This window comes from Hymenobacter sp. HDW8 (assembly GCF_011305775.1).
Classification (GTDB): domain Bacteria; phylum Bacteroidota; class Bacteroidia; order Cytophagales; family Hymenobacteraceae; genus Hymenobacter; species Hymenobacter radiodurans.
The window spans coordinates 3,451,865-3,466,706 of the sequence record NZ_CP049907.1; the positions used below are offsets into that span (position 1 = coordinate 3,451,865).

Here is a 14,842-nt window from a genome sequence, read left to right on the forward strand (position 1 = left end):
TTAGATCCTGATTCAATCGGCAATTTAGGGAAAGATGCCTAGTCTAACCGTGCAAAACTTGTCAGGCGCTGTAGTGGCGGTGCCCGTTGGCTCCACTTTGCTGGCTGCCCTGCAAGCCGCCGGCCACGACTGGATGCACGCCTGTGGCGGCAAAGGCCGCTGCACCACCTGCCGTTTGAAAGTGCTTAGCGGCGTGGAAAACCTAACGCCGGATACGGAGGCAGAATTGCGTTACCGTCGTGCCGGCCGCCTGCTGCCCCATGAGCGACTCACCTGTCAAACCCGTTTGACCCAGGGTGATCTGACGGCTCGTGTGCCCGAGCCTACCAAGCTGCCGCACGTAACCTACAGCCCCTAATTTTATCTGAATACCGCCCTGGCGGAGCGAGCTTAGGAAGTGCGTAACCCACAGGCAACTAGCGCTACGCGGAAACTATTTCCGGGGTGTCGTCCTTGAAGCTCCACACCGAAACCCTTACTTTAGAGGTTTAAAGCAAAGCCAGAGCATTCGCTGCTGGCTATTCATAGTAAGACCCTATGTTTCTAGAACCCCGCGTCGGCACCAACCGCGAGGCCCCTCGCCGGGGCTGGATCGAGGTGGTGTGCGGCTCCATGTTTTCGGGCAAAACCGAGGAGTTGATTCGTCGCTTAAACCGGGCTACCATCGCCCGGCAGCGCGTTGAGATTTTTAAGCCCGCAATTGACACCCGTTACCACGACCACGACGTGGTATCGCATAATGCGAACAGCATCCGCTCGACGCCCGTGGCGTTGGCGCAGGAAATCCTGCTCATGACCAGTGGCTGCGATGTAGTCGGCATCGACGAAGCGCAGTTCTTCGACGAGTCGCTGGTGGAAGTGTGCGTGCAGCTTGCCAACCGGGGTACCCGCGTTATTGTGGCCGGCCTCGATATGGACTACGCCGGTAAGCCTTTCGGCCCCGTGCCCGCTCTTATGGCCGTGGCCGAGTATGTAACTAAGGTGCACGCTGTGTGTATGTGCTGCGGCGAGCTGGCCTCTTATTCATTTCGCATTGCCGCTTCTCAGGATAAAATTTTGCTCGGCGAAACCGATTCGTACGAAGCGCGCTGTCGCCCTTGTTTTTTGGAGGGGATGAAGGAAAAAAGCTCCTCAGCTCGCGTTACCGCCAGCCACGACTCCTTGTAGCCCGAAGCCAGCGGGACCGCAGCCACAGAAAGTTCTGGGGGGCTTTTTGTAGCTGTATCTTTCTGCTGCATCGCGCCAAGTTTGGCTTTGTGTATCTCCAGTTTTCGCCAATGACCTACCTGCTCCGTACCTGCCGTTGGCTCAGCTTCTTTGCAATCTGGCTTTGTGGCCTGACCTCGGCTGTTGCTCAGGGACCCGTAGGCTTCGGCGATTGGCAGCTGCATTTGCCCACCAACCAGGCCAAAGCCGTAACCGATGCGGATAAGCGGGTGTACGTAGCTACCGAAAACTCTTTTTTCTATTTCGATAAAGAGCTAAACACAACCCGGCTGCTTTCCCGCCGCGATGGCCTGAATGATGTGGGCGTCAGTACGGTAGCCTATGATTCGGTCAGTCAGCAATTACTAGTTGCCTATAACAGCGGCAACCTGGACGTACTGCGGGCCAACGGTTCCATTCAGAATGTAACGGATATTCTGCGCGCCCAGATTACCCAAGCCAAAACCGTTAACCACATAAATTTTAGCGGCCCCCGTGCTTACCTCGCATGCAGTTTTGGCTTGGTCGTATTGGATATGACGCGGCTGGAAGTGCGTGATACCTACGTTAATATAGGTCCGGCCGGGCAGGCAGTGCAGGTATACGCCAGCGCTGTGCTCCGCGACTCCGTGTATGCCGCTACTTCAGCAGGCCTGCTGCGGGGCCGCCTGACCGATAACCTCGCCAACTTCCGCAGCTGGACCATCGACCTGCCTGCGCGAGCTGGCAATCCGTTCCGCACACTTACTACCTATAACGAGAAGGTATACGCGGGTGCCAATGGCGACCAACTATACCGATTTGTGGGCGGCACCGGGGCTGGCAGAGGCTGGCAACCAGTGGCCGGCTTTGCTGGGGGGCAATTTCGGCAGCTTACCGCTTCGCGGGCTGGCTTATTGGTAGTCGGGCTGGATAACCTGGCGGTACTCGACCGGCCGGGTGGCACTATTCGTACGTATCGTAATGGCGTGCTGCGTGATACGCGCGCGGCGATTCGCGCGCGCGATGGCGCGTTTTACGTGGCCGATTTTCAAAATGGCTTAGTGAAAACAACGGGCGCCCAGCAGTTCGAGAACTTTGTGTCGAACGCGCCAGCCAGCGCCCGATCTTTTAGTGTGTACAGCGACGCACGCACGGGAATCACGGATGTCTTTAGCGGCGGTTTTTCCGATCGATTCCTGCAAAATGGTTCTTTCGGCGGTTTTTATGAGTACAAGGACGGGCAGTGGACCAACATTACCCCCCAGACGCTCCCCAACCGCTCCGAATACCCCAATTTTCAGGACCCATCGCATGGGGTGCGGACCCCCGACGGCACGCTGTACATTGGCAGCTACGGCAACGGCATACTAGAATGGAAGGGCCCTGGCAGCTTTCGGCAATTCACTGATGGCAGCGGCAGCAACCCACTGAAGACGGCTTTAGCGCCGCCCAAATTCCCCAACTTCGACCCGAACTACACCCGCATTACCGATCTAACCGCTGATGCGGAAGGAAACGTGTGGGTAGTGAACCGGCATGAGTTTGCGGGGGTGCCTGGCGTACACATTTTTAATCCCGTCGCTACCACGTGGCGCTCGTTGCCATATTTTGCCGGAGTTGAGAATCTCAACGGCATTGTGCTCGATAATAATGGCTACGTGTGGCTGTCTACCTCACGCCAGCCCACCGGAAACGGCGTTATTGCCTACGACGAAACCACGCGTACGCCGCGCTATTTCTCTACTGCCAATGGCCTGCCCTCCAACGACATCTACGATATGGTGAAAGATCGGCAGGGGAGTATTTGGGTGGCCACCAGTACGGGTGTGGCCGTCCTCACCGATCCTAGCCAAACCTTTTTGGCCAACTCGGAGGCTGTATTCCAAAAGCCTTTCATTCAACGCGGGCCGCAAGCTAGCCTCAACTTTCCAGCGTTGAATAGCGATATTGTGCGTTGCGTAGCTGTGGACGGCGCTAACCGCAAGTGGTTCGGTACTGACCGCGGCTTGTGGCTGTTCACTGAAAGCGTGGATGAGGCGTTGCTCAATTTTACCACCGACAATAGTCCTTTGCCATCCAACCGTATCCTGGACGTGGCAGTGAACGACCGCACGGGGGAAGTATTCGTCGTAACCAACGCTGGAGTAGTGTCTTACCGCGGTTCGGCTACCGTTACAGAAGGCAAGCCCGCCTGCGCGAAAGTATTCCCTAATCCTGTTCGCACCGATTTTACGGGCCAAGTTGGCATATCAGGCTTAGCCAACAACGCAGTCATCAAAATCACGGACGTGACGGGCAAGCTTGTGTATCAGACCCGCGCCAACGGCGGCACCCTCACCTGGAACCTAGCCGATTACAACGGCCGCAAAGTGCAGTCGGGAGTGTATATGGTTTTGTCATCGGATGCAGATGGCAAAAACACCTGTATTAGCAAAATAGCCGTGGTAGCGCGGTGATTTATTGCTGTGTTTTGGTGTTAAGAAGCTACCTAATCACTTATTATTCGTAGCTCGTCTATCTACCCAGAAGAGTAGCAAAACCAATACATTCGAATGCTTATAAAAACGCGTGGCTTGGTTCTGAGCTACATTAAGTACCGCGAAACCAGCATCATTGCGCGGGTGTATACCGAGCGGTTGGGCTTGCAGACATACATTGTGAACGGGGTGCGCAAGGCCAAGCCACCGGGGCGTATTGCTTTATTTCAGCCTTTCACGCTACTTGACTTGGTGGCGTATACCTCACGAACGGGTGGAATCACCCGCTTGTCGGAGTTTCGCTGCGCCGAGCAGTTTGCCAGCATTCCGTACGATGTGCGCAAGGGCAGCGTCGTGCTGTTTTTGTCGGAAGTGGTGAGCCGTACGGTGTTTGAGGAGGAGGAAAACGAGCCCCTGTTCACCTTTCTGCACGATTCTATTCTGGCTTTCGACAAGCAAACTACGGGCTACGAAAACTTTGCCCTCGTTTTTCTGCTCCAGCTAGCCTCTTATCTGGGGTTTGGCATCTTATCCGGTGAGCAGGTAACGACGCAGGTTGCTTTCGCCGGCGAAGCCAGCAACCCCGCCACGAGCAGCAGTGCCCCCACGGTGCTGCGCTTCCGCGAGTTCGACCACTACTTCGATGAGTTACTCCGCGACCCAGCCACGGCTACCGTGCCCAATGGTCGCGTCCGCCGCGAGCTGCTGGCCGTGCTTATTCGCTATTATCAGCTGCACATTGAGAAGCTTGGCGACATTCGGTCTCTGGCCGTCCTTTCGGAGGTACTGGGAGAATAGCGCCAGGTTTTTCATAAAAAAGCCCCCCAGCGTCGCTGGGGGCTTTTTTATTTAGTCACTTTCACCATTTCCAATTCAAATACCAGATCAGTATTCGGTGGAACAATGTAGCGGTTATCATCATCGGGGTTGCGGGCACCTTTGGCTCCGTAAGCCAGTGCGGCCGGTATCCAAACGCGGGCCCGGCTGCCCGCTGGTAGTAGCTGTAATACCTCATCCCAGCCTTTGATCACCTCACCTCGACCTACACGGCAGCGCAGTGGGCGCCCATCGGAAGCCGAAGAGTCGAAGAGCTTGCCATTGGGCAAAAAGCCCGTATAGTTCACCGTCACTTTGTCGCCTACTTTGGCGATAGCCCTTTGCCGGGCTGATGAATGTAGTAGCGCACACCTGAGGCAGTACGAACCGTATCGGCCAGCACTTGTGCCTGGCTATGGCCTGCGCTGCTCAGGAGCAGGATCAGCAGCGCGATACACCAGAAGCGGGTGGGGGGCTTTTTCACCGAATTTCGGTGATTTCGACGTCGAAAACGAGCACTTGGTTGGGCAGAATGTCATACGAGCCGGCAGCATTTGGCTTGCCCGTTGGCCCGTAAGCTAAGTAGGAGGGAATAATAAGCATTTTGCGGTCGCCTTTCTTCATTTCCACAAAAGCCTGGTCCCAACCCTTAATTACCTCGCCGCTGCCAATTAGAAATTCGCCGCAGTCGCAGGGAATCCGACGATCGAAGGAGCTGTCGAACACAACGCCATTCTCCAGAAACGTACCCCGATATTTCACCGACACCCGGTTACCGGCTTTTACCTGCGGGCCGGTGCCATTTACAATCGGTATCATGAACAGGCCCGAAGGCATGCGCTTGAATTCCGTGATATTGTTGGTGGTGAGGTAAGCTTGGATCTTGGTCTCGTCTATTACTTTATACTCTTCCTCCTGCTTGCGCAATTCTTTTGCGTACTTCTCCGTGGTAGTATCGCCGCAGGCGGCCAAAAAGGGCCCAACAGCCAGCAAAAGCAACACGAGGCGGTTGAGCAGGATATAAGTGGAAAAAGTCTTCATCATCGTATCGCCTTTATTTTTTGAAGTAGCCAGCTAGGCTTATAACGTATTGCCGCCCCTAGTTATTTAACGCTCACCAACTCCACATCGAAGCGCAATACAGCGTTCGGAGGAATAGATCCGCCGGCACCGCGTGGGCCATAGCCCAGCGCCGAGGGAATTAACAGGGTCGCCTTGCCGCCTTGGTTCATCAGGGCAATGCCTTCGTCCCAGCCAGTAATTACTTGCCCTACACCTAGTTGAAAATCGATTGGCTTGCCACGCTTCACAGAGTTGTCAAACTCCTGACCGTTGAGCAGCGTGCCTACATAATGCACGGATACCGTCTGGCCGGGCTTGGCCTTTGCGCCCGTGCCCACTACAGTCGGCACATAGTAGAGCCCCGACTCCTGCCGCTCAGCGCCAGCAATATTATTCTGCGCTATGTACTCCTGAATGATTTTTTCATCCTCCTTTACATAGTCGGTTTCTTTTTCGCAAGCCGTGAGCAACGGTACGCTGGCTAACAGCAGAACTGCGAATCGGGAGAAGATGGAACGTTTGAGCAACTGAAGCATAAAGGCGAAAAAGGGATGATAAAAAAAGCCGTCGTGGCCGACCTTAAGGCCCGCACACGACGGCTGGGGGGCTTCTTTACTTCACGTCAACCAGCTCCACATCGAAGCGGAGAACAGCATCAGCGGGAATGTCGGCGCCAGCACCGCGCTGACCGTAGCCCAGCGTGGAAGGAATCAACAGAGTAGCTTGGGTGCCTTTGTTAAGTAGCGCAATGCCCTGGTCCCAACCCGGAATTACCTGGCCTACGCCTAATGGAAACTCAATTGGCTTACCGCCTTGCTTCTCCGATGAGTCAAATACTTTACCGTCGAGCAGTGAGCCTTTATAGGTAACCGCCACCGTCTGGCCCTGCTTGGGCTTGGCGCCGGTTCCGGCCTTGTTTACTACGTAGTAAATACCGGAAGGAGATTTCTCGGCCTTCAGGTTATTCTTCTTGATGTAGTCCTGCAGAATGACGTCGTCTTTTTTGATCTGCTCTTCAGCATACGCCATCATCTTCTTCTGCTGCTCCTCCATCATCTTCTGCTGGTCGGCCATAGCTTCCTGCTCGCTTTGGAGCTTGTCGGCCTTCACGAACATGGTCATCGTGTTGCCGGCTTTCTTCATGAAAGGCGGAACGGGAGCCTTGAATGATTTCGCGAAAATCGTATCCACGTTGAAGCGAAATACGGCGCTGTCGCCGGGCTGAAGCATCGAAAGCGCTTCTTCCAAGCCACCCTTGGTTTTCAGCTCTTCCAGCTTGATGCGCATTGGTACGCCCATCTGGGCTTTACGCGAATTGAAGAGGATGGAATCTTTCGCGGTGCGATACTCTACGTTGAGGGCCAGAATCTTGCCCAGACGATCTTTGTAGGTTGCGTCGCCCTCGGGGCTTACTTCCCGCTCGGTGTACTTGCCACCTTCGCTTTTGAAAAGTTTGTACTCAAAGCCGGATTTGGCCTTTGTGAAATCACCGCCGCCCTTATTGCAGGAAGCGAGGCCCAAAATGCCGGCGGCAAGCGCCAAGCCCAGGAAATTGCGTTGAAAAAGCATGAAAAGGAAAAGAAGGTGAAAGTAAAATCGAGGCAAGTTACGCCGCTGGCGGCGCAACCGCTAGCGGTGCCGTCACGAGCTTGGTTTGATACTGAGGCAATAAGCTCAGGAAGCGTTGCACGGTGTCGTCCAAAGACTCATAGCTGATGCCACCCGATGCATTGAGGTGGCCACCGCCCTTGAAGTGCTGACGCGCAAATTCATTCACAGAAAAGCCCCCACCGAGCGGAAAGAGATTTTTACCGCTTGTCCACGGTCGATGAGCACAGCCGCAAATACCACGCCTTCAATGCTTAACGCAAAGTTGACGAGGCCTTCCGTGTCGCCCGTTTTAGACTGATACCGGCGCAACTCATCCTGGGTGATGGCGATGTAAGCGGTATTGTATTCCGGGAGCACCACCAGCTTGTCTTTAAGCACAAAGCCCAGAAAGCGCAAACGCATTTCGGAGTGCGAGTCGTAAATGCGGCGGTGAACGGAACTCAGGTCGATGCCAGCATCGAGCAGCTCGGCAATAATAAGGTGCACATTGCGGGAGGTGCTGGGGTGGCGAAACGAGCCCGTATCGGTCATGATGCCCGCGTAGAGGCTCTCACCGATTCCCACATCAATCATATCCTGGTCGCCCAGGTCGCGGATTACCTCAAACACCAGCTCGGCCGTAGCGGCAGCTTTAGGATTGGAGAAATCCAGATCCGCGAAATTCTCTGGCTCCAGGTGGTGGTCAATCAGAACCTTTGTGCCGGGCGCGTTGCGGATATAGCTACCAAGCTCGTTAATACGGCCTAAGCAGCTAAAATCGAGGCAGAAGATAACTTCCGCCGTACCAATGATCTCACGTACCTGCGCATCGTTGCGGCGCGCGTCGTACACGATAACCTCTTCATTGCCAGGCATCCAAGCCAGAAAATCGGGGTAATCGGAGGGGGTGACGACGGTAACGTGGTGACCTTTTTTGCGGAGGTAACCAGCTAAGCCCAGAGAAGAGCCCAGCGCGTCGGCGTCGGGTTTGTGGTGTGTAGTGATAAAAATCTGCCGGGGCTGCGCTAGCAGTTCCTTCAGAGCGGAGATTGTGGACATTGCCTACTGATAGGTGGCTGAAATTCGGTGGTTTAGGCCGGAAGCAAGGCGGCAAAATTCGGAAATAATCCGCAAATAATTTTTGCCTTAACACAAGCCGCTCGGCATTAGGTTCGGGAAGTGAATAGCAATAGGTAAAGCGTTGACGACAAGCACTCTTCCTGCAAGCATCCGGCATAGCCGCGTAAAGCAGGTACTTGGGGGGCTTTTTTGCCTTGTTTTCTTCTCCTTACCTCAACCCTACCAACTTTAGCCTACTTTTGCCGCCGCTATCGTCTAACGATTTGCGCCCCGCAAGCATTCCATAATTTCCCACATCACTTTACAATACTAGAATGGCTACTAACCGCACATTCACGATGATTAAGCCCGACGCGGTGCAGGAAAACCACATTGGTGGTATTCTGCATATGATCGAAGAGGGTGGCTTTCGTATCGTTTCGCTCAAGAAAGTACGCTTGACGCCTGAGCGCGCCGGCAAATTCTACGAAGTACACAAGGAGCGTCCCTTTTACCAGGATCTGGTAAACTATATGTCGTCGGGCCCCATCGTAGCGGCTATTTTGGAGAAAGACAACGCCGTAGCCGATTTCCGCACGCTAATTGGTGCTACTAACCCAGCTCAGGCGGAAGAAGGCACCATCCGGAAGAAGTACGCCAAGAGCATTGAGGCCAATGCCGTGCATGGCTCCGACTCCGATGAGAATGCCCAAATTGAAGGAGACTTCTACTTCAGCGCAGACGAGCAGTTCTAAGCTACCCAGCGTCTAAAACAACAAAAAACCCGCTCTGCTTAATGCAGAGCGGGTTTTTTGTTAGACTACAAATAGACTTATTTTATACTGTTTTTATACTTTGATCAAAATACCTCTACGATTGGTTAGTAGCAAGTAGTGGCCCCGACGCGGAGTGATCCACTTCTGTTGCCTCTTCTGCGGCCTGTGGGTTGTGCTTGTGCTTAAATAAAATGAGAAATAGCACAGCAACTACCAGAGCGTAGCCAGCGAAAGAAAGCCAGATGCCCTGCCAATCCTTGGTGACGCCATCAGCGGCGGTGAAGTATTTCTCGATGATAAGGCCGCTCACCAGACTGCCGAAAACGGCGCCGAAGCCATTGGTCATCATCATAAACAAGCCCTGTGCGCTGGCCCGGATAGACGGGGCGGTCTGCGTTTCGACGAACAGCGAGCCGGAGATATTGAAGAAGTCGAAGGCCATGCCGTACACGATGCATGAGAGGATGATCATCCACAGACCGTCGGCGGGGTTAGCGAAGGCGAATAAACCGAACCGCAGTACCCAGGCAATCATGCTAAAGACCATCACCTGCTTGATGCCGAAGCGACGCAGGAAGAAGGGAATAGCCAGAATAAACAGCGTCTCGGAAATTTGCGAGATGGACATGATGATGGCCGGGTACTTCACGGCTAGGGTATCCTGGTAAGCCGGTACCTGGTCGAAGTCGTGGAGGAATGTGTCGCCGTAGGCATTGGTGAGCTGCAAGGCCGCACCCAGCAGCATAGCGAAGACGAAGAAGGTGAGCATCTTGGTGTCGCGCAGCAATGCAAACGACTTTAAGCCCAGCACATCGATGAGGGAACGGCTCGGCGTGTCTTTGGCAGTAGGCGGGCACTTCGGGAGCGTAAATGAGTAGATACCTAGCAGAATAGCTGCACCAGCGGCCACGTAAAACTGGTTGGCCGACTTCTCGAAGCCCAACAGACTAACCGTCCACATGGCCACGATAAAGCCCACCGTGCCCCACACTCGAATGGGCGGATAGTCCCGTACTACATCGCCGCCGCGGCTTTTGAGCACATAGTAGGATACGGCAATAGAGAGGGCCAGCGTGGGCATGTAGAAAATCATGTTCAGCAGCATCACCCAGAACATGGTGCCAGGGTCAGTCACTAGAGGTACGGTGAACAGCACAATGCCCCCCAGAATGTGTAGGACGCCATACAGCTTCTCGGCATTCACATACTTATCGGCAATGATGCCCATGATGGAAGGCATGAAGATGGAGGCAATGCCCATCGTCGAGAAGATAGCGCCGAACTGGGCCCCCGACCATTGCTTGGTCTGAAACCAGTACGCCCCGATGGTGATCAGCCACGAACCCCAGATAAAAAACTGTAAAAAGCTCAGGATAATGAGACGAAGCTTGACACTCATGTAGGAGCAGATTTAGAGAAGAAAACTTTCGATGAAAGACGGCCACGTGGGTCCGTGCATGGCTGAGCATTGCCACGAGCAATCAGATCCGAACGAAGCCAATAAGTCAGACCTCGAAAAAGAAGAGAGGAAGGCAGAAAAAAAGAACAACCCGGCCACTTGCGCAGACCGGGCATTCAAAGATAGAAAAAAACGAAAACGAAGCGGGTGTGGGTAAGGCTACTTTAGATAATGAAAAAGTTTGCGCTATAATTTGGTTTATGATATAAAGTAGTTTACGTTTGTCATGTTCAATCACTACTAGCTACTCCAACCCATGAAAACGCTTGCCAGCTTCGCCGCCCCTATTAGCGCTACCAGCTTTGATGAGGCAGTCGTCACCAATCCCGGCCACGCAGTTGCGTTGGCTGATATGCGGTCGTATGCCTTCACGTATATGCTCCGCGGCTCAGTGGTACTGATAGCGTCTCTGAGCGAAGTAGTATTAGAACTTGGTGGGTTTGCTGCGCCCTGGTTGCCTTGGATGATATTGATGCCATTAATGGCCATCGTGTTGAGCGTGCGGAGCCGGCGGGAGCGGAAGCTACACCCGGTCAGCACAGCCCCCGCCGCCAAAACCATGCGTCTGCTACAGAAAAGCTTCATCGTTATTATGATCATCGCGATTATCTGCGCCATGCAGTTTGGCTGGGTGAAGGCTCACCCTATCCTCCTGCTCTTCAATGGACTGGCTGCGCTGATTGCCGGGCGGGTACTGCAATTTCGGCCGCTGGTGCTGGGGGGCATTTCTTCGGTGGTTTTGGGCGTGGCAATCATTTTTATGCCAGCTCATATTCAATTGATTGTCATTGCCGCGGCCATGCTGGTGAGCTACATCATTCCGGGCTTTTTGCTGAACGCCCAGAGCCGCGTGGCTGCTTAGTTCGCACTCTACTCTTTTCTCTGCCTTTCAACTTTACTTTTATGGAACCCATTGAAAAAACAATGTCGCCCACTGATAGTCTGCGGCTGATTCAGGAAATGATCCACACGGCCAAGAAGGACCTCAGCGACAACTCGTTCGACTTGCTGCTCTGGGGTTGGCTGGTGTTTGCCGCGGCCTTGAGCCACTACAGCCTGCTGCAAATCGGCTACGAAAAACCCTGGTTGGCGTGGCCCGCCCTCATGAGCCTGGGTGCGGTAGCCGCCTTTGTGAATGGGGTCCGTAGGGGGCGCCGCGAGCGGGTGCGTACTGCTCAGCACGATTTTATGACTTACCTCTGGGCTGGTTTTGGCGTACTGATGCTCATGCTCATTGGCGTGGGCACCGTAGCTGGCTGGCAGACGGCGTATCCGCTTATCATTGCCCTGTATGGCCTAGGTACGTTTGCTACGGGCGGCGCGCTCCGGTATCGGCCGCTGCTGTGGGGTGGGGCTGCCTGCTGGCTGCTGGCTACCGTAGCGTTTCGGGTGTCATTCGAGATGCAGCTGCTGCTGATAGCTGCTGCCGTGCTGGTCGCGTATATCGTGCCCGGACATTTGCTAAAAAACCAATACCGCCGTGGCCGCGCCGTTTGAAGAACTCAACCCGCTGCTGCACTCTCAGCTTCGGTTAGCAGTCATGTCGCTGTTGCTCAGCGTGCGGGAGGCTGAGTTTAATTTTCTGAAAGAGAAGACCGGAGCCACGGCAGGCAATCTGAGCACCCAGATCAGTAAGCTCAAAGACGCCGGCTACCTCACCATGACCAAGGAGTTTAGCGGCAGCTACCCGCTCACGCGCTGCGCCATCACACCTGAAGGTGTCAAAGCCTTCGAGAACTACGTGCAGAACCTACAGCGCTACCTCAAGCCTGAGTGAACACCTTTCGGTAATAGAACCACATAAAAAAGCCCCCAGTCGTGACTGGGGGGCTTTTTTATGTGGTTCTATTACTTAGAAACTAAGCAGCTTGGAAGCGCTTGTTCACCTCGTCCCAATTGATGAGGTTGTAGAAGGCAGCGATATAGTCAGGGCGCTTGTTCTGATACTTTAGATAGTAAGCATGCTCCCACACGTCGAGGCCCAAAACGGGAATGCCTTTGCAGCCAGCATCGGGCATGAGAGGATTATCTTGGTTGGGGGTAGAGCAGATTTGCAGCGAGCCATCAGACTGCTTGCAAAGCCATGCCCAGCCCGAGCCGAAGCGCGTGGTAGCGGCTTTGGTGAACTCCTCTTTAAACTTCTCGTAGCTGCCAAACGACTGCGTGATGGCCTCACCGATAGCGCCCGTAGGCTCGCCGCCACCATTTGGCTTCAGAATTTGCCAGAACATGGAGTGATTCCAGTGACCACCGCCGTTGTTGCGAACCGGAGCCGGAGCAGCCGCAATATTTTGCAGGATATCTTCGATAGACTGACTTTCCATCTCGGTGCCCTGAATGGCGTTGTTTAGGTTGGTAACGTAGGCCTGATGATGCTTGGTGTGGTGAATTTCCATCGTCTGCGCATCGAAATGCGGTTCGAGGGCGTCGTAGGCGTAAGGCAGTTGGGGCAGTTCGAAGGCCATGGGAAAGATAGGTTTGGAGGTGAAAGGAAACGCGTAAGGCTGCCCGGCGTTCGGGCAGCTACTATACTTCTTTAACTGACAAAGCCGCCGAAGGGTTAGAATTTGCCCCCCAGCGGCCATCAAAAGTAATTATTTCCGCTTGCGGGCAAAAAACTCCTGCATCAGCTCCGCACTTTCCGCGGCCATAATGCCCGTAACCAGTTCTGTGCGCCGGTGTAGCAGGTTACCGTGCCGCCGAAATCCATGTTTTTCCTCGGGCGCGCCAACCACCACGCGCCGCATCTGAGCCCAAGCACTGGCGCCCGCGCACATCACGCAGGGCTCTATAGTGACGTATAAACTACAGTCGGTAAGGTATTTATTACCCAAAAAGTTGGCAGCGGCCGTAAGGGCCAGCATTTCGGCGTGGGCAGTGACGTCCTTTAGCTTTTCGGTTTGGTTGTAGGCTCGCGCAATAATCTGGCGCTCCAGCACGACCACTGCCCCAATCGGAATCTCATCTTCTTCTAGGGCGTAGCGCGCCTGCTTCAAGGCTTCGCGCATGTAGCTTTCGTCGCTATAGAGGGAAAGGGTCATAGGCTGATGGATGGTTTTGATAATAAACTAAAAAAGGCGGTCATGCCGAGCGCAGCGCAGCATCTCGCTCGCGGTAGTAGGATTAGTACTCCCACTAAACACGCGAGATGCTGCGCTGCGCTCGGCATAACCGCCTTTTTTCTTGACTTCAAAAACAGAAGAAGATCTTACTTCAGCGCAATGCTCTGCATCATGGCTTGGGCGGTAGGCTGCCATTGTGCCTGTTCCTCGGCGGGACAGTTGAAGGTGAAGACTATGAGTTGGTCGCCCTCAATGGCGTACTGCACCAACTGGTAGCGGCGAATAGGCGCCAAATTGCCCCCCCGACGCGTATCCGCCACCGATGAGACAAACTCTAGTACCACAAAATCACGCTTGTTGATGGTGCGAATGTCTTCGGTTAGGAAGTCCACTTTGGTGTAGGCATTCTGAATGCTGGCTTTGTAGATCTTGAGCAGAATACCGTAATCCTTGCTGGTGAAGGTGCTAGGCTTCTGGGCCACACTGAAGTCGACGCGGCCGCTAGGGTTGGTGAATACGGCCAGCGGCTTGCGCGGGGCGGGATATTTGGCAGCTATACCATCGTCGGGCAGGGCGGTGAAGCCTTCTGGAATACCGACGGTGAGATTTTTGGTGATGGGTGTTTTTTTAAGCTTAGGCTTGGGCGCGGCAAATGCGACCAACAGGAGCAGGAGCAAGGTGTAGGGGGCAAATCGGAGCAAACGCAAAGAAGTTTTCATAGAAACGAGGGGAAATAAAAGGCGCAACTTTTCGCCAGCGCCACCACAAAAAAACAAATAAAAAAACCCCCGCAGCCAAAACGACTACGGAGGTAAAAAAGCTAACTAAATAGGCGGATTTAGCGTCGCTTCTTTTTTTTACTTGCCACCGGAACCGATGGATACTTGATGCGCACCTTTTTCCAGTACACATAATTGCCTGTTTTAGCCTCTACCAAATACGTGCCAGCTGGGATGCGACCCAGGTCAACAGGCTGGCCTGTGTTGTTGAGTGGGTCGAGAGCGGCGGTGTAAACGGGGGCGTTTTTGTAGTTGGTCATCACCAGCGTGCCGGGCTTGGTGAACTGCTGCGTGAAGCTCAGGAAGATGGTGTTCGTGTTCGGATCGGGGTACACGTCGATGCCGGAGAGCGTTTCAACGCGCTTTATCGGACCGTCGAGGGTAACGGGCTCGGTGCTGGTCTTGGACTTAACGCTGGTACCGTTGACCTGCGTTTTGGTCTTGCCTTTGGTGGAAGTTTGGGCCTGGGCAGATGCTACGGTGAGGAAAGCCGCGGCGAGAAGAGCAGTATATTTCATAGGAAGAATAGACAAAAGGCCGGAAAACAAGAGTGTCTTCCGGCCCTTTGCACAAT

Annotated in this window: 19 protein-coding genes and 1 pseudogene; 8 read left to right on the top strand and 12 right to left on the bottom strand. The window is 54.1% G+C overall.

What is annotated here, in order from left to right:
* Positions 1-34: 34 nt before the first annotated feature.
* From G7064_RS14695 to recO, 4 genes are all read left to right on the top strand, one after another.
* Entirely contained in the window at positions 35-358 is a 324-nt protein-coding gene (locus G7064_RS14695) for a 2Fe-2S iron-sulfur cluster-binding protein (protein WP_166074174.1), read from the top strand.
* Between the two features lie 179 nt (positions 359-537).
* Positions 538-1,167 carry a thymidine kinase gene (locus tag G7064_RS14700; protein ID WP_166074175.1) on the top strand — a complete coding sequence of 210 codons (630 nt, stop codon included), beginning with the start codon at positions 538-540 and terminating at the stop codon, positions 1,165-1,167.
* Between the two features lie 110 nt (positions 1,168-1,277).
* Positions 1,278-3,644, top strand: coding sequence for a two-component regulator propeller domain-containing protein (locus G7064_RS14705; protein ID WP_166074176.1), 2,367 nt, complete (start codon positions 1,278-1,280; stop codon positions 3,642-3,644).
* Between the two features lie 96 nt (positions 3,645-3,740).
* Complete coding sequence (recO, locus tag G7064_RS14710) at positions 3,741-4,463, top strand: DNA repair protein RecO (RefSeq protein WP_133274091.1); 723 nt, start codon at positions 3,741-3,743, stop codon at positions 4,461-4,463.
* Between the two features lie 47 nt (positions 4,464-4,510).
* On the opposite strand, the gene G7064_RS14715 is transcribed toward recO, so the two are convergent.
* From G7064_RS14715 to G7064_RS14740, 6 genes and pseudogenes are all read right to left on the bottom strand, one after another.
* Entirely contained in the window at positions 4,511-4,795 is a 285-nt protein-coding gene (locus tag G7064_RS14715; RefSeq protein ID WP_166074177.1) for an FKBP-type peptidyl-prolyl cis-trans isomerase, read from the bottom strand.
* An 8-nt stretch (positions 4,796-4,803) separates the two neighbouring features.
* Positions 4,804-4,965: a hypothetical protein gene (locus G7064_RS14720; protein ID WP_166074178.1), complete on the bottom strand. Its 162-nt coding sequence runs from the start codon at positions 4,963-4,965 to the stop codon at positions 4,804-4,806.
* A complete protein-coding gene (locus tag G7064_RS14725; RefSeq protein WP_166074179.1) occupies positions 4,962-5,525 on the bottom strand; it encodes an FKBP-type peptidyl-prolyl cis-trans isomerase in 564 nt (187 codons plus the stop codon). The genes G7064_RS14720 and G7064_RS14725 overlap by 4 nt, the downstream gene beginning before the upstream one ends.
* Positions 5,526-5,584: 59 nt before the next feature.
* Positions 5,585-6,079 carry an FKBP-type peptidyl-prolyl cis-trans isomerase gene (locus G7064_RS14730; RefSeq protein ID WP_166074180.1) on the bottom strand — a complete coding sequence of 165 codons (495 nt, stop codon included), beginning with the start codon at positions 6,077-6,079 and terminating at the stop codon, positions 5,585-5,587.
* A gap of 76 nt (positions 6,080-6,155) precedes the next feature.
* On the bottom strand, positions 6,156-7,112 hold the full coding sequence (locus tag G7064_RS14735; protein WP_133274087.1) for an FKBP-type peptidyl-prolyl cis-trans isomerase: 957 nt from the start codon (positions 7,110-7,112) through the stop codon (positions 6,156-6,158).
* Between the two features lie 37 nt (positions 7,113-7,149).
* A pseudogene (locus G7064_RS14740) lies at positions 7,150-8,192 on the bottom strand (DHH family phosphoesterase).
* Positions 8,193-8,527: 335 nt separating this feature from the next.
* Between G7064_RS14740 and G7064_RS14745 the strand changes: the two are divergent.
* Complete coding sequence (locus G7064_RS14745; protein WP_166074181.1) at positions 8,528-8,947, top strand: nucleoside-diphosphate kinase; 420 nt, start codon at positions 8,528-8,530, stop codon at positions 8,945-8,947.
* A gap of 115 nt (positions 8,948-9,062) precedes the next feature.
* On the opposite strand, the gene G7064_RS14750 is transcribed toward G7064_RS14745, so the two are convergent.
* A complete protein-coding gene (locus G7064_RS14750) occupies positions 9,063-10,367 on the bottom strand; it encodes a nucleoside permease (RefSeq protein ID WP_166074182.1) in 1,305 nt (434 codons plus the stop codon).
* 316 nt (positions 10,368-10,683) lie between these two features.
* On the opposite strand from G7064_RS14750, the gene G7064_RS14755 reads away from it, so the two are divergent.
* From G7064_RS14755 to G7064_RS14765, 3 genes are read left to right on the top strand one after another with little or no spacing between them, the layout of a single operon-like run.
* On the top strand, positions 10,684-11,289 hold the full coding sequence (locus tag G7064_RS14755; protein ID WP_166074183.1) for a hypothetical protein: 606 nt from the start codon (positions 10,684-10,686) through the stop codon (positions 11,287-11,289).
* A 41-nt stretch (positions 11,290-11,330) separates the two neighbouring features.
* Positions 11,331-11,924 (top strand): hypothetical protein, encoded by a 594-nt coding sequence (locus G7064_RS14760; RefSeq protein WP_166074184.1) that lies wholly within the window; start codon positions 11,331-11,333, stop codon positions 11,922-11,924.
* Complete coding sequence (locus tag G7064_RS14765) at positions 11,908-12,204, top strand: winged helix-turn-helix domain-containing protein (RefSeq protein WP_240935511.1); 297 nt, start codon at positions 11,908-11,910, stop codon at positions 12,202-12,204. The genes G7064_RS14760 and G7064_RS14765 overlap by 17 nt, the downstream gene beginning before the upstream one ends.
* Before the next feature lie 82 nt (positions 12,205-12,286).
* Here G7064_RS14765 and G7064_RS14770 read toward each other — a convergent pair whose 3' ends face one another.
* The 5 genes from G7064_RS14770 to G7064_RS14790 form a co-directional block, all read right to left on the bottom strand.
* Positions 12,287-12,892, bottom strand: a complete 606-nt coding sequence (locus G7064_RS14770; RefSeq protein WP_166074185.1) for a superoxide dismutase — start codon at positions 12,890-12,892, stop codon at positions 12,287-12,289.
* Positions 12,893-13,021: 129 nt separating this feature from the next.
* A complete protein-coding gene (locus G7064_RS14775; protein ID WP_166074186.1) occupies positions 13,022-13,468 on the bottom strand; it encodes a nucleoside deaminase in 447 nt (148 codons plus the stop codon).
* Positions 13,469-13,635: 167 nt separating this feature from the next.
* Positions 13,636-14,208, bottom strand: a complete 573-nt coding sequence (locus tag G7064_RS14780) for a hypothetical protein (protein WP_166074187.1) — start codon at positions 14,206-14,208, stop codon at positions 13,636-13,638.
* Positions 14,123-14,401: a plasmid replication initiator TrfA gene (gene trfA, locus G7064_RS23270; protein ID WP_166074188.1), complete on the bottom strand. Its 279-nt coding sequence runs from the start codon at positions 14,399-14,401 to the stop codon at positions 14,123-14,125. Before trfA ends, G7064_RS14780 begins: the two co-directional genes overlap by 86 nt.
* Positions 14,328-14,786 (bottom strand): hypothetical protein, encoded by a 459-nt coding sequence (locus G7064_RS14790; protein WP_166074189.1) that lies wholly within the window; start codon positions 14,784-14,786, stop codon positions 14,328-14,330. Before G7064_RS14790 ends, trfA begins: the two co-directional genes overlap by 74 nt.
* Positions 14,787-14,842: the final 56 nt, after the last annotated feature.

What these genes read in the sequence shown, in the direction of transcription:
- G7064_RS14790 (WP_166074189.1), bottom strand. Translation starts at nt 14,786, where the DNA reads ATGAAATATACTGCTCTTCTCGCCGCGGCTTTCCTCACCGTAGCATCT.
- G7064_RS14750 (WP_166074182.1), bottom strand. Translation starts at nt 10,367, where the DNA reads ATGAGTGTCAAGCTTCGTCTCATTATCCTGAGCTTTTTACAGTTTTTT.
- trfA (WP_166074188.1), bottom strand. Translation starts at nt 14,401, where the DNA reads ATGTGTACTGGAAAAAGGTGCGCATCAAGTATCCATCGGTTCCGGTGG.
- G7064_RS14695 (WP_166074174.1), top strand. Translation starts at nt 35, where the DNA reads ATGCCTAGTCTAACCGTGCAAAACTTGTCAGGCGCTGTAGTGGCGGTG.
- recO (WP_133274091.1), top strand. Translation starts at nt 3,741, where the DNA reads ATGCTTATAAAAACGCGTGGCTTGGTTCTGAGCTACATTAAGTACCGC.
- G7064_RS14725 (WP_166074179.1), bottom strand. Translation starts at nt 5,525, where the DNA reads ATGATGAAGACTTTTTCCACTTATATCCTGCTCAACCGCCTCGTGTTG.
- G7064_RS14705 (WP_166074176.1), top strand. Translation starts at nt 1,278, where the DNA reads ATGACCTACCTGCTCCGTACCTGCCGTTGGCTCAGCTTCTTTGCAATC.
- G7064_RS14730 (WP_166074180.1), bottom strand. Translation starts at nt 6,079, where the DNA reads ATGCTTCAGTTGCTCAAACGTTCCATCTTCTCCCGATTCGCAGTTCTG.
- G7064_RS14780 (WP_166074187.1), bottom strand. Translation starts at nt 14,208, where the DNA reads ATGAAAACTTCTTTGCGTTTGCTCCGATTTGCCCCCTACACCTTGCTC.
- G7064_RS14770 (WP_166074185.1), bottom strand. Translation starts at nt 12,892, where the DNA reads ATGGCCTTCGAACTGCCCCAACTGCCTTACGCCTACGACGCCCTCGAA.
- G7064_RS14775 (WP_166074186.1), bottom strand. Translation starts at nt 13,468, where the DNA reads ATGACCCTTTCCCTCTATAGCGACGAAAGCTACATGCGCGAAGCCTTG.
- G7064_RS14700 (WP_166074175.1), top strand. Translation starts at nt 538, where the DNA reads ATGTTTCTAGAACCCCGCGTCGGCACCAACCGCGAGGCCCCTCGCCGG.
- G7064_RS14755 (WP_166074183.1), top strand. Translation starts at nt 10,684, where the DNA reads ATGAAAACGCTTGCCAGCTTCGCCGCCCCTATTAGCGCTACCAGCTTT.
- G7064_RS14745 (WP_166074181.1), top strand. Translation starts at nt 8,528, where the DNA reads ATGGCTACTAACCGCACATTCACGATGATTAAGCCCGACGCGGTGCAG.
- G7064_RS14760 (WP_166074184.1), top strand. Translation starts at nt 11,331, where the DNA reads ATGGAACCCATTGAAAAAACAATGTCGCCCACTGATAGTCTGCGGCTG.
- G7064_RS14735 (WP_133274087.1), bottom strand. Translation starts at nt 7,112, where the DNA reads ATGCTTTTTCAACGCAATTTCCTGGGCTTGGCGCTTGCCGCCGGCATT.